Annotated in this window: 11 protein-coding genes; all 11 read right to left on the bottom strand. The window is 35.0% G+C overall.

Features of this window, described 5'->3' with window-relative positions:
• Nucleotides 1–63 precede the first annotated feature (63 nt).
• Complete coding sequence (locus B7R65_RS14970) at nucleotides 64–501, bottom strand: BrxA/BrxB family bacilliredoxin (protein ID WP_088043600.1); 438 nt, start codon at nucleotides 499–501, stop codon at nucleotides 64–66.
• A gap of 190 nt (nucleotides 502–691) precedes the next feature.
• Nucleotides 692–1,939, bottom strand: coding sequence for an MDR family MFS transporter (locus B7R65_RS14965; protein WP_088043599.1), 1,248 nt, complete (start codon nucleotides 1,937–1,939; stop codon nucleotides 692–694).
• Nucleotides 1,940–2,291: 352 nt separating this feature from the next.
• Nucleotides 2,292–2,774, bottom strand: coding sequence for a GNAT family N-acetyltransferase (locus B7R65_RS14960; RefSeq protein WP_088043598.1), 483 nt, complete (start codon nucleotides 2,772–2,774; stop codon nucleotides 2,292–2,294).
• A gap of 137 nt (nucleotides 2,775–2,911) precedes the next feature.
• Complete coding sequence (locus tag B7R65_RS14955) at nucleotides 2,912–4,258, bottom strand: dihydrolipoamide acetyltransferase family protein (protein ID WP_088043597.1); 1,347 nt, start codon at nucleotides 4,256–4,258, stop codon at nucleotides 2,912–2,914.
• A 31-nt stretch (nucleotides 4,259–4,289) separates the two neighbouring features.
• Nucleotides 4,290–5,273: an alpha-ketoacid dehydrogenase subunit beta gene (locus tag B7R65_RS14950; protein WP_088043596.1), complete on the bottom strand. Its 984-nt coding sequence runs from the start codon at nucleotides 5,271–5,273 to the stop codon at nucleotides 4,290–4,292.
• A gap of 16 nt (nucleotides 5,274–5,289) precedes the next feature.
• Entirely contained in the window at nucleotides 5,290–6,297 is a 1,008-nt protein-coding gene (locus B7R65_RS14945; protein ID WP_088043595.1) for a thiamine pyrophosphate-dependent dehydrogenase E1 component subunit alpha, read from the bottom strand.
• A 96-nt stretch (nucleotides 6,298–6,393) separates the two neighbouring features.
• Nucleotides 6,394–7,815, bottom strand: coding sequence for a dihydrolipoyl dehydrogenase (gene lpdA, locus B7R65_RS14940; RefSeq protein ID WP_088043594.1), 1,422 nt, complete (start codon nucleotides 7,813–7,815; stop codon nucleotides 6,394–6,396).
• A 19-nt stretch (nucleotides 7,816–7,834) separates the two neighbouring features.
• Nucleotides 7,835–8,935: a butyrate kinase gene (buk, locus tag B7R65_RS14935; protein WP_179194889.1), complete on the bottom strand. Its 1,101-nt coding sequence runs from the start codon at nucleotides 8,933–8,935 to the stop codon at nucleotides 7,835–7,837.
• 163 nt (nucleotides 8,936–9,098) lie between these two features.
• Nucleotides 9,099–10,193: a branched-chain amino acid dehydrogenase gene (gene bcd / locus B7R65_RS14930; RefSeq protein ID WP_088043592.1), complete on the bottom strand. Its 1,095-nt coding sequence runs from the start codon at nucleotides 10,191–10,193 to the stop codon at nucleotides 9,099–9,101.
• A 38-nt stretch (nucleotides 10,194–10,231) separates the two neighbouring features.
• Nucleotides 10,232–11,131 (bottom strand): phosphate butyryltransferase, encoded by a 900-nt coding sequence (gene yqiS / locus B7R65_RS14925; protein WP_088043591.1) that lies wholly within the window; start codon nucleotides 11,129–11,131, stop codon nucleotides 10,232–10,234.
• Nucleotides 11,132–11,343: 212 nt separating this feature from the next.
• Complete coding sequence (locus B7R65_RS14920) at nucleotides 11,344–13,440, bottom strand: sigma-54 interaction domain-containing protein (RefSeq protein ID WP_088043590.1); 2,097 nt, start codon at nucleotides 13,438–13,440, stop codon at nucleotides 11,344–11,346.
• Nucleotides 13,441–13,574: the final 134 nt, after the last annotated feature.

Raw genomic sequence — 13,574 nt, 5'->3', positions numbered from 1 at the left:
GAGTCAAAATAAAAAAGCACAAAATCCTATGAAAACATACATAGAATTTTGTACTTTATTTTTTTAGATTTGATCACAAAATTCTTCAAAATAGCCTTGAAGCTTCTGGATTACTTGCATCGGGTCATGCCCTTCAATTTCATGGCGCTCTACCATCGCTACAAGCTCACCATCTTTTAACAAAGCAAATGAAGGCGATGATGGTGCTTTTCCAGTAAAGTATTCACGAGCTCTTGCAGTTGCTTCTTTATCTTGACCCGCGAAAACTGTTACTAATTGATCTGGTCTTGCATCATAATGAACTGAATGTGCTGCTGCTGGACGTGCTATACCTCCTGCACAACCACAAACAGAGTTTACCATTACTAAAGTTGTACCTTTTTTCGCTAAAGCTTCTTCTACTTCTTCAGGTGATTTTAATTCTGTATAACCAGCTGCCGTAATTTCTTGGCGCGCAGTATGAACCACATCATTCATAAAAAAATTAAAATTCATATTCATTTTATCTTCTCCTTACATACTTTTCTTCATCTTACCAATTGATTGTCACTTAATTCAAGCTTTTGAACTCAAAACAACCAGTAAACCGATGTTATCATTCTATTTTTAGTTTTTTTAAGAAATGTTACTCGAATTTAAAATAACAATTACTAAATAGAGAAATTTTAAAAAGACCGCTTAAATGGCGGTCTTAAGAATTAACAGTTAACTTAGTTTCATTTTGTAAATTGATTTTGTTTCTTTTTTGAAAAAGCCTATTAACAAATATCATCATCGGGAAACTAATAAATGCGATAATACTTATTAATACAAATGCATATCCGCCTTTATTATAACCGAAATAAGAAAGTAAACTACCACCTAATGCTGGACCAAAAACGAAACCTAGTTTAGAAAAGCCCATTGCCCCAAAATATGTTCCTTTTAAGTCTTCTGGAGCTAACTGATCAACGAATACATCAGTAAATGTGAATGCAAATATTTCACCTATTGTAAAAATAATCATAACGATCGCTAAAAAGTAAAAATTAGTAAAAAGTCCAAATCCAGCAACTGATAAACTAACAATAATATTTCCAATCATCATTGATACTGTTGGTGAAAAATTCTTCATTCGGCTTACGATCGGAAATTGTAGCAACACTACTGTAACTGCATTTATAGTCGTTAAATATGCATACATTTTAACACCGTCATGAAACTTTGGTGCATTTGCAAAGTACTGTGACATTGTAGAAAAACTTTGAGAATAACCTAAACCATAAATACAAATTGTCAGGATTGTTAATGCAAAAACAATGTCTTTTCGTAAAATTTTTAACGAGTCTTTCATCGAAACTTTTTGAGTTTGAGTCGAATTACCTTCTCCAATTTTAAATTTAGATAACATATAAAATAATGTAATGCCGTAGAAGAAATACACGATTCCAGAAAAGACAAACGGCATAGTGCTTCTTGAACTTCCTAAATATAGTCCCACTAAAGGTCCAACTGCTACCCCAACATTAATTGCAGCATAACGTAAATTAAACACCAATAATTTGGATTTTTCATCAGTTAAGTCCGAAAGTAGAGCTCTAGAAGATGGCTCAAAAAATGACGAACATATATTTAGAATTGAATTCAGAACAAAAAACCAGGCAAAGCTATCGCCAAATCCAAATCCAACTAACGTAATAGACCAAAGAAATATACTACAAAGTAATATTCGTTTCCGACCTATTCTGTCTGACAACGTACCACCTATAAAACTAAAAAAGACTCCTAAAAAAGATGAAACTGTTAACATAATACCAACCATAACTGGAGATATATGCTTAACAGAAGTTAAATAAATAGCTAAGAACGGCATACTCACTGTGCTTGCAAAACGAACAAATAATGTTCCAATTACGATATTCCATGCCACAGGATGCACTGCAGATAAATTTTTGAACATCTTATTCCCCCCTTTTCTAAGATGTCACATATTTTAAAATTATCTTACAAATATCTGTATTTATCAAGCTTTTTAGTCTAATTACATATTTGTGAATTAGGACATATAAATTTTGTACATACTCTTATATTCTAGGCATTAGTTAATAGAAACGATATAGGAAAAGAGTGGATTTTTTTCACTGATGAGTCAACAAGGTTATTAAACCAATTATTTAACCAAATCTTGTTTAAAATACAATTTAAAGATTAAATCCTAGTTACTTTTACTTGCTCAACTAGAAAATAAAAAATTTAAATAAATAGATAAACAAAAAAAGCGTGATCAAATCACGCCTTTTTATGACAACATTTCAATTTTCTTGTTTTAAAGCCTTCATATTTTTATACATATTGTCTTTAAGAATTCCCATAAATCGATTATTACTGTTATCAATTACATCAAAACCATATTTACTATATAAAGAATGGGCGTCTTTAGTGCCTAACATAAATACTCGAACTGTTGATAATCGATCATACTTCATAATCTCGTCCATAAGCCATTTTGATAGGCCCTGTTTTCGATATTCAGGAAGAATGAATACATCTGCTAGGTAAGCAAATGTTACGCTATCTGAGACTACTCTCGCGAAGCCTACTTGGTTATACTCATTTTCTGTTGGATTACCATTATATACCCCAAAGCAAATTGAGCTTTCAATAAATCGTTCAACGAATTCAAAAGGAATATCATTTGCCCAATATGAATCTTTGTCTAAAAACTGATAGATCAGATTTTTGTCTAATGAGGCTCTATTTGTAGATATGTAAAAACCATTTTGTTCAACTAGCATTCTTTCCACTCCTTCTACATCCTTTATTATTTTCAGAATAATACAATTATACAATTATTTCTATATATTAAATAGTTAAAACAGAATCAATCGAAAAAAAACCTTACTCCATAAATGAAGTAAGGCTTTATTTTTAATTAATATACATTTGTATTTTCTTTAGTAGTATTTTCAAGAATTTCTTTTACTCTTCCTAAGAATTTACCACAAATAAATCCATCGAGTACTCTGTGATCAAGAGATAAACATAAATTTACCATGTCACGTACACCGATCATACCATTAACGACTGCTGGACGTTTTACAATACTTTCAATTTGTAGAATTGCAGCTTGTGGGTAGTTAATAATACCTGCACTTTGTACACTTCCAAATGAACCAGTATTGTTAACAGTGAACGTACCACCTTGCATTTCGTCTGATTTTAATTTACCAGTACGAACTTTAGTAGCTAATTCTGTAATCTCACGCGCAATACCTTTAATTGTCTTTTCATCTGCATTTTTAATTACTGGAACGAATAAAGCATCATCAGTTGCTACAGCTATCGATAAGTTAATATCTTTCTTTTGAATAATCTTATCTCCAGCCCACATTGAGTTAATTTGTGGATAATCTTTTAATGCTTGTGCTACAGCTTTTACAAAGAATGCAAAGAATGTTAATGGGAAACCTTCTTTTTTCTTGAAAGAATCCTTTAAGCTGTTACGGTAATTAACTAAGTTAGTTACATCCACTTCAACCATCATCCACGCATGAGGTGCCTCGTGTTTACTACGTAACATATTAGCTGCGATTGCTTTACGAACACCAGTAACTGGAATTTCGATATCTCCAACTGAAGAAGTAACTGGTACAGATGGAGCAGAAGGTGACTTAACTACTTCTACAGAAGGAGCAGTAGTTTGAGTAGTTACAGGTTGAGCAGTTGTCTCAACAGCTACTGGAGCCGCTGCAGCCTCAGGTACACCATTTGCAATTGCATTTAATACGTCTTTACGTGTAACACGACCGTTAGCACCACTTCCAGGTATTAAAGCAAGATCTAGATTGTTTTCCCCCGCTAAACGAAGTACAGCTGGTGAAAAACGCACTTTACCTGATTCATCAGTTTTTGAGATTGAAACAGGTGCCGCTGCTACTGGTTTTGATACAGGAGCTGATGGCGCTACTGCCGGAGCTGGCGTAGCTTTTTCAACTGTTTTCGTTTCTTCTACTGCAGTTGCTGCAACTTCTCCTGTTGCACCTTCAACTTCAATTGTACAAATAATTTCGCCAACAGCTAAAGTTTCGCCTTCATTTGCGATTAACTCTTTAATTACACCCGAAAATGATGATGGAACTTCCGCATTTACTTTATCTGTCATCACTTCAGCAAGTGGATCGTATTTATTTACATGGTCTCCAACTTTTACTAACCAAGTACTAATCGTACCTTCTGTTACACTTTCACCCAATTGAGGCATTTTAATATTTTCGATCATAAATTATGTCCCCCTTTTTCAAACAGTGCCGTTAAAATGCTGCAAGTTCTCGAGCCGCTTTTTCAACTTTATCAGGATTTACCATAAAGAATTTTTCCATAGTAGGAGAATAAGGCATAGCTGGTACATCTGGTCCAGCTAAACGAGCGATTGGTGCATCTAAATCAAATAAGCAATTTTCTGCAATGATCGCTGCTACCTCACTCATAATACTACCTTCTTTGTTATCTTCAGTTACTAATAAAACTTTACCTGTTTTAGAAGCTGCTTCGATAATCGATTCTTTATCTAATGGATAAATTGTACGTAAGTCTAATACATGTACTGAGATTCCATCTTGAGCTAATTTTTCTGCTGCTTGAAGCGCAAAATGTACACATAAACCGTAAGTGATAATTGTGATATCATCGCCTTCACGTTTTACGTCAGCTTTTCCGATTGGAAGTACGTAATCAGTTTCTGGGACTTCACCTTTAATTAAACGGTAAGCACGCTTATGTTCAAAGAAAATAACTGGATCGTTATCACGAATTGCTGCTTTTAATAATCCTTTTACATCATAAGGAGTAGAAGGCATTACAATTTTCAATCCTGGTTGACCTGCGAAAACTTTTTCAACCGATTGAGAATGATAAAGTGCACCATGTACTCCACCGCCGTAAGGAGCACGAATTGTTATAGGACAAGTCCAATCATTATTTGAACGATATCGAATTCTTGACGCTTCAGAAATAATTTGGTTAACTGCAGGCATAATAAAATCAGCAAATTGCATTTCTGCAACTGGACGTAAACCGTACATCGCAGCACCAATTCCTACACCAGCGATCGCTGATTCTGCTAGAGGTGTATCTAATACTCGATCTTCACCAAACTGATCATAAAGTCCGTGAGTAGCTTTAAATACTCCACCTTTTAATCCAACGTCTTCCCCTAATACAAATACTTTTGGATCGCGTTCCATTTCCTCTTTTAACGCTAAAGTCACTGCATCTATATAAGAAATTACTGCCATATTGTCCTACCCCCTCTTATTTCTCTTCGTAAACAAACTTCAATGCATGCTCAGCTGCAGCATATGGAGCGTTCTCCGCATAGTCTGTTGCTTCATCAACCGTTGCTTTCATTTTAGCATCAAGTGCTTTTTCGATTTCTTCAGTAAGTACTCCAACTTCACGTAAATACGTAGCAAAAGTATATAAGCAATCTTTACTTTTAGCTTCTTCAACTTCTTCACGAGAACGATATATACGATCATCGTCATCACTAGAGTGAGCAGTCAGACGATATGATACAGCTTCAATTAAAGTAGGACCTTCTCCACGACGAGCTCTGTCAACCGCTTCTTTCGTAACACGGTATACTTCTAATGGATCATTTCCATCCACAGTAAATCCTGGCATTCCATATCCAATTGCACGATCAGATACATTTTCACAAGCTAATTGCTTCTCAATTGGTACTGAAATAGCATACTTATTATTTTCACAGAAGAAAATTACTGGTAATTTATGTACCCCAGCAAAGTTAGCACCTTCGTGGAAATCACCTTGGTTAGAAGAACCTTCTCCAAATGAAACCCATGATACGATATCTTTACCTTCCATTTTAGCAGCTAAAGAAACACCTACTGCGTGTGGAACCTGTGTAGTAACTGGAGAAGAACCAGTAACAATACGATTTTTCTTTTGTCCAAAGTGACCCGGCATTTGACGACCACCAGAGTTTGGATCTTCAGCTTTCGCAAAACCCGATAACATTAATTCTGTTGGTGTCATACCAAATTGTAAAACAACACCCATATCACGGTAATATGGTAATACATAATCCTTTGTGTTATCTAAAGCATAAGCTGAACCTACTTGCGCTGCCTCTTGACCTTGACAAGAAATAACGAAAGGAATTTTACCAGCACGATTTAATAACCACATACGCTCATCAAGACGACGTGCTAAAAGCATTGTTTCATACATACTTAAAACATCATCGTTTGTTAATCCAAGTTGGTCATGACGATTTGTAGTTGTAACCTTTTCCATAAATATCCCCCTTTTACCACACATTGTGGAAGCGTTTTAAATCATATTAAAGATCTGAAATGCAGAAAATTTATTCCTACATTTCAGATTATTTTTTTAAGAATGTATAGCTAAGCCTTCAACTGCAAGAGCTGCCTCACCAATCGCTTCTGATAAAGAAGGATGTGGGTGAATTGTTTGAGAAATTTCCCAAGGTGTTGCGTCTAATACACGAGCAAGACCTGCTTCGGAGATCATATCTGTTACGTGTGGACCAATCATGTGAACACCTAATAAGTCATTCGTTTTTTCATCAACAACTAATTTAACAAATCCATCATGTTCCCCATAAACTAATGCTTTACCAATCGCACGGAACGAGAATTTACCAGTTTTCACTGCAAATCCCTGATCTTTAGCTTCACGTTCAGTTAGACCAACAGAAGCAACCTCTGGATTACTATAAACACATTTACTTACCATTGTTGGATCAAGCGTATTTGGAGTATTACCAAAAATATGTTCCACAGCAATAGTACCTTCTCTTGAAGCAACATGTGCTAATTGTAAACCACCAATTACATCTCCAATTGCATAGATATGTGATTCTTTTGTTTGATAATACTTATTCGTTTGAATAAAACCATTTTCAACAACGATATCAGTATTTTCTAAGCCGATACCTTCAACATTTGCTTGACGGCCAACAGAAACTAACATTTTTTCAGCAGAAAACGATTTTTCATTATCTTTGTGTAATGCATTAATTGTTACGCCATCTTCAATCTTTAATGTTTCAGCAAGAACTTTTGCATCAGTAACAAGTTTAATCCCTTTTTTCTTTAATAAACGCGTCATTTCTTTTGAAATATCTTCGTCTTCTAAAGGTAAAACACGAGGGCTATATTCAATTACAGTAACCTCAACACCAAAATCTGCTAACATAGATGCCCATTCAATCCCAATTACACCGCCACCAACAATGATGATTGATTTAGGTAATGATTCCATTTTTAAAGCTTCATCAGATGACATAACATATTCACCATCAATTGTTAGTCCTGGTAAAGACTTTGGTCTTGATCCAGTTGCAACAAGTACATTTTTTGGAATTAACATTTCATTTTCACTGCCATCATTCATTTCTACTGAAATTGTACCAGGCATTGGTGAAAATATTGAAGGTCCTAAAATGCGTCCAAGTCCGCTATAAACATCAATTTTACCTTGCTTCATTAGATGTTCAACACCTTTATGAAGTTGGTCAACGATATTATTTTTACGTTGTTGAACTTTATCGAAGTTTAATGTTACACCAGAAGTTTCAACACCAAATTCTTCACTTTTCTTAGCAGTAGCAAATACTTCTGCACTTCGTAATAAAGCTTTACTTGGGATACAACCTGCATGTAAGCATGTTCCACCAAGTTTGTTCTTTTCTACAACTGCTACTTTTAAACCTAATTGAGAAGCACGAATAGCTGCTACATAGCCACCAGTACCGCCACCGAGTACGACTAAATCATATTCTGTTGCCATGATGATATTCTCCTCACATTTATACTAAAGATTTGACTGCAAATTCACCTGGATAATTTTTGGCTTCTTCTTCATCGCGAAGTACACGTAAAGCACCTTCACATAAAGCTTGAAGTTCATTTTCACCTGGTAACACGATCACACGTGCCATCCATTTAATTCGTTTTGAGATTTCGTTTACAATGAAATCACTATAAGCAATTCCGCCTGTTAAAATGATTGCATCAATATCGCCTTCTAAAACAGCTGCTGCACTACCAATTTCTTTTGCAACTTGATAAGCCATAGCTTCATAAACTAAAGCAGCTTTTTCATCGCCGTTTTCAATCATATTTTCAACTTTTATTGCATCTGCAGTGCCAAGATAACTTACTAACCCACCCTGACCTACAGTCATTTTTTGAACTTCATTAATATAGTAGTCACCAGAGAAACAAAGTTTTATTAAATCACCTACTGGTACTGTTCCAGCTCGTTCAGGACTAAAAGGTCCTTCACCATCTAAACCATTGTTAACGTCTATTACACGCCCCTTCTTATGGGCACCAACACTAACACCGCCACCCATATGGGCTATAATAAGATTTAAATCGTTATATGACTGATCTAGTTGTTTTGATACTTTTCTAGCAACAGCCTTTTGATTTAATGCATGGAAAACACTTCTTCTTTCCATAATTGATAATCCACTAATTCTTGCCACTGGTTCTAATTCATCAACCACTACAGGGTCTACTATAAATGCAGGAATATTTAAACCTTGTGCAATTTCATTTGCAATAATGCCACCTAAATTAGAGGCATGCTGCCCACTAAAACCGTTTCTTAAATCTTCAAGCATTACTTCGTTTACTGCATAAGTACCGCCTTCGATTGGCCTAAGTAACCCGCCCCGACCGCAAACAGCACTTAATTTAGAAATGTTAATTCCTTCTTTGTGTAAAACCTCTAAAATAACATGCTTTCTAAATTCGTATTGATCAATTATTGATGAAAATTGATTTAATTCTTCATCTTCATGGCGTATTGTTTGTTCAAAAATTGATTTTTCATCATCAAATACACCAACCTTAGTGGATGTGCTGCCTGGGTTTATAACTAATATGCGATGCATTGCCAACACTCCTTCTTAATTGAATTAATTTATTTTATATCCGTTCTTTGATTGCCTTATTTCCTTATCTTTATAACTAGAAAGAAAGAGCAGAATATACTCTTTCTTTCTAACTGAAAAATAAAGGATTAAAATGTATACCTTCTATATTTCAAACAATTTTATTTAATTATTTTCTGCTTAAAATGTGATGACCATTGCTTAAAAATTGGCTACGAGATTTTGCCATCGTTGCGATACGCTCTTCTGCTAAGCGGTCAGCAGCTAAATAAGTTGGGATTCCATCACGTTTAGAAATTTCAATAACTTTTGCGATGTTATCATATACACCTTCAACTTTTTTCATTGCACGTTCACGATTGTATCCGTATAATTCGTCAGCTACGTTAATAACTCCACCAGCGTTAATTACGTAATCAGGTGCATAAACAATACCTAATTCGTGAATTAAATCACCATGACGAGTTTCTTTTAATTGGTTATTAGCTGCACCAGCAATAACTTTTGCTTTAATTTGAGGAATCGTTTTATCGTTAATCGTTGCTCCTAAAGCACAAGGTGCATAAATATCACATTGTACACTGTAGATATCATCTGGATCTACTGCTGTCGCACCAAATTCTTCTACTGCACGTTGAACTGATTCTTTATTAATATCAGTTACGATTAATTGTGCGCCTTCTTCATGTAAATATCTGCATAGGTTGAATGCAACATTTCCAACACCTTGAATAGCGATTACTTTTCCTTCTAAGCTGTCAGTTCCAAAAGCTTCTTTTGCAGCAGCTTTCATACCACGGTATACACCAAATGCAGTTACTGGAGATGGATTACCTGAAGAACCGAATGAAGGTGAAATACCTGTTACAAAATCAGTTTCTTCATGGATTAAATCCATATCAGCAACAGTTGTACCAACATCCTCAGCTGTAATATAACGACCATTTAAGCCTTGAATGTAACGACCGAATGCACGGAACATCGCTTCATTTTTATCTTTACGAGGATCACCGATAATTACAGTTTTTCCTCCTCCAAGATTTAATCCAGCAGCAGCATTTTTATATGTCATACCTTTTGCTAAACGTAAAGCATCTTCAATCGCAGCTTCTTCAGACTCATAAGTCCACATTCTTGTTCCGCCTAATGCTGGACCTAAAGTTGTATCATGTATAGCGATAATCGCTTTTAAACCAGATGCTTTATCTTGGCAAAAAACTACTTGTTCATAATCGTAAGTTTCTAAGTATTTGAAGATTTCCATGTTCTAAACAGCTCCCTTTAAATTGTGTTGTGTATGTTTTATGAATTACATATAGCTAAAGCTAATGAATATAATTTAGTCATTGCAGAGTCAGAACGCGACGTTAAAACAATCGGTGCTTTTGCTCCAGCAATAAGTGCAGCAACTTCTGAATTAGCCATAAAGACTAAAGATTTATATAGGATATTTCCTGTTTCAATTGTTGGTACTAATAAGATATCAGCTTGACCAGCTACTTCACCTGTTAACCCTTTATGTTCAGCTGCCTCTATAGAAATAGCATTATCAAGTGCTAATGGACCGTCAACGATACAATTTTTGATTTGACCTCTAGTATTCATTACCGTTAATGAAGCGGCATCAACTGTTGCAGGCATAGCAGGATTTACTACTTCAACAGCTGCTAGTACAGCAACTTTAGGGGTTTCGATTCCTACTTTCCTCGCAATATCGACGCTATTTTCAATAATTTTTACTTTTTGGTCTAATGTAGGCGCGATATTCATCGCAGCATCGGTAACAATAACTGCTTTTTCTCTTCCTGGAACATCAAACATCGCTACATGGGATAAAACACTCTTACTTCTTAAGCCATATTCTTTATTTAATACTTCTTTCAGAAGAATTGATGATGAAAGATTACCTTTCATTACAATTGAAGCATCTCCGGAGCGAACAGCTACTACAGCATTTTTAGCAGCTTCCTGCATCGTATTACAATGAACAATTTTTAATCGTCCATTAAATTTATTATTTGTTAATAAATCTTCATACAATTCGTAAATAGCTTGCTCATTTCCGAAAAGTAAAAAATTTGCTAAGTCATTATCTAATGCTAATGAAACTGCTTCTTTCACTTCAAAATCCTCAGCTACTGCAACAGCTACAGTTTGCATTGAATGACTTTTCGCTCGTAACATTATATCTGTTAAATTCATTGAAAGCCCTTCCTTTCATCCCCCTACACAATATAAAGCAATTACCGTGCCAACTTTCAAAGAGAATTGAACTATTTTTAAAAAATAGTTGAAAAGCCTTACATAACTGAGAATTTAGTACCAAGTCCTAGTAAAAGACGCTAAATACATAATACACTATAATTTTGAAAAGTCATAGTAATTTGTGTGCAGAATTATTCATAGCACGCAAATTATTGCGTGCTATTTTTTGCAGACTCGTATTTTTCTATCTTATAGTAAAGGTTTCTAACTGATAATCCTAGCTCTTTAGCTGTTTTCGTTTTATTTCCATTATTGTTCTTTAAAATCTTCTCGATTATTTCACCTTCAAACATCGAGACCATTTCATCAAGCGAAAGATTTTGAGAAGACTCGATTATAGGCTTATCTATTATTTGCGGAGCTTTTGTCCCATTTGTCTGTTCTTGTTTCACCTGTGTAATGGCTGATAAGTGTTCAGGAAGTATTTGTTTTTCATGGAATTTCATAAAGATTACTGCTCGTCCTAAGACATTTTCTAATTCTCTTACATTTCCTGGCCAATTATATAATTTCAAACTTTTTACAGCAGATGAGGAAATCCCCTCAACATTTCGACCATAATCCTGATTAATTTTAGCGAGTAATCTTTCCCCGATTGGTAATATATCTTCTACTCGTTCACGCAATGCAGGTATTAGTATTGGTAGTTTATTTAAACGATAATAGAGATCTTCGCGAAACTTCCCTTCAACGATCGCTTCTTCCAAGTGTACATTTGTAGCAGCAATCACCCTCACATTGATTGGAATTGATTTCGTACCACCAACTCGTCTTATTTCTTTTTCTTGTAAGACCCTTAATAGTTTGGCTTGCATTGCAGGTGATAATTCTCCGATTTCATCTAAGAAAATACTACCATTGTTCGCTTCCTCGAATAGCCCTCTTTTACCGCCACGCTTAGCTCCAGAGAATGCTCCTTCTTCATAACCAAATAATTCACTTTCCAATAACGATTCAGAAATAGCTGCACAGTTCACTCGAACGAATTTATTATATTTCCGATCACTTTCATTGTGAATTGCATGAGCAAACAACTCTTTTCCAGTTCCTGATTCTCCACGCAACAATACAGTTGCCGGTGTACTTGCAGCCAACTTTGCCTGCATGATTGCAAGTTGGATACCTTCTGACTCACCAGCAATATCTTCAAATGAATATTTAGCTTCTAATGTTCGGATAATTTGCCTTGCCCTGTGGAGTTCATTTGTCAGTTGTGATATTTCAGAAACATCGTGAATTACACCAACGCTACCTTTTAACTTACCATCAACTATTACAGGCGCAACATTTACAAGTACATCTCTATTTTGCTTACCAACTTTCATTCGGACACCACGGACGGCTTGCTTTGTTTTCAAAACTTTCAAATGGACACTTTCACCTTCAGAAATATCAATTGTCGCATGCTTTCCTATTACTTGATCAGTTGATAACCCAGTCAATCTTGTATATGCAGGATTAATAATGATCCCATTTCCTTTTTCGTCTACAACCGAAATCGCTTCATCAGAACTTTGAATAACCGCTTCAAGCATACTATAAACTTCTTTTAAGTTCGTCACTTCTTCAGCTAAATTTAATACTTCTGTATCATCCTTAAAAACAGATATTGCTCCTTCAAGTTCTCCGTCCTCACGAAAAATCGGAATTCGAGTTGTGAAAATTTTACTACCATTTAGTAAAATATGTTCTTGGTTTATTTCCTTCTTTTTTGTTTGAAGTACTCGAGGCAATTTACTTGTAGGTACGACTTCTAAGATATCTCTACCAATTGCATCTTCTTTATTCGTTTGAAGTATACTTTCTGCGGATCGATTAAATAGTAGGATTTTCCCCCATTTATCTACAACAATCATCCCATCATGTGTATTATCCAAAATTAATTCTTGCTGCCTATTTTTATTACTCAGAATATGAAATAGCGATTCTTTTTCTTGCACTAGTTCGGCAATAATCCTTGCAACTGTACCTGGAATGGCAAGTGTATGCTTTGGTTTATGTACGATTAACTCCTGATGTAATATCTCATCCCCAGTAGTGTTGAAAATCACATCAATATCATCAGTTAATATTTCTTTCCAATCGTTTAATACAGGTATATGTAAATTTTTAGCAATTTCATTCCCTTGTGCTTCAATTCTACTATCTACTACAGCTACAATATTAAATAAATCTGAATGAGAAAGCAGTTTCAATACAGCAGTACCACCGGCTCCCATCCCTACAATCATTACATTTTGTTTCATTTAGTTCACCTACTAAATTCAGCTTATTTCTAATCATCGAATAATTATATAAACATTTTTCCCTTTTCGTCTATTTCTAAAGTCTTGACAACACTTTTCTTGTATAAGATTATGAATGAAGAGAGAATATCGAA

Origin of the sequence: Bacillus sp. EAC (genome assembly GCF_002156875.1) — a bacterium.
Classification (GTDB): domain Bacteria; phylum Bacillota; class Bacilli; order Bacillales; family Bacillaceae_G; genus Gottfriedia.
This window is presented reverse-complemented; position numbering and strand designations above follow the sequence as displayed.

Bases quoted from the DNA above. Each gene is read 5' to 3' on its own strand.
- B7R65_RS14970 (WP_088043600.1), bottom strand. From the start codon at position 501: ATGAATATGAATTTTAATTTTTTTATGAATGATGTGGTTCATACTGCG.
- B7R65_RS14965 (WP_088043599.1), bottom strand. From the start codon at position 1,939: ATGTTCAAAAATTTATCTGCAGTGCATCCTGTGGCATGGAATATCGTA.
- B7R65_RS14960 (WP_088043598.1), bottom strand. From the start codon at position 2,774: ATGCTAGTTGAACAAAATGGTTTTTACATATCTACAAATAGAGCCTCA.
- B7R65_RS14955 (WP_088043597.1), bottom strand. From the start codon at position 4,258: ATGATCGAAAATATTAAAATGCCTCAATTGGGTGAAAGTGTAACAGAA.
- B7R65_RS14950 (WP_088043596.1), bottom strand. From the start codon at position 5,273: ATGGCAGTAATTTCTTATATAGATGCAGTGACTTTAGCGTTAAAAGAG.
- B7R65_RS14945 (WP_088043595.1), bottom strand. From the start codon at position 6,297: ATGGAAAAGGTTACAACTACAAATCGTCATGACCAACTTGGATTAACA.
- lpdA (WP_088043594.1), bottom strand. From the start codon at position 7,815: ATGGCAACAGAATATGATTTAGTCGTACTCGGTGGCGGTACTGGTGGC.
- bcd (WP_088043592.1), bottom strand. From the start codon at position 10,193: ATGGAAATCTTCAAATACTTAGAAACTTACGATTATGAACAAGTAGTT.
- yqiS (WP_088043591.1), bottom strand. From the start codon at position 11,131: ATGAATTTAACAGATATAATGTTACGAGCGAAAAGTCATTCAATGCAA.
- B7R65_RS14920 (WP_088043590.1), bottom strand. From the start codon at position 13,440: ATGAAACAAAATGTAATGATTGTAGGGATGGGAGCCGGTGGTACTGCT.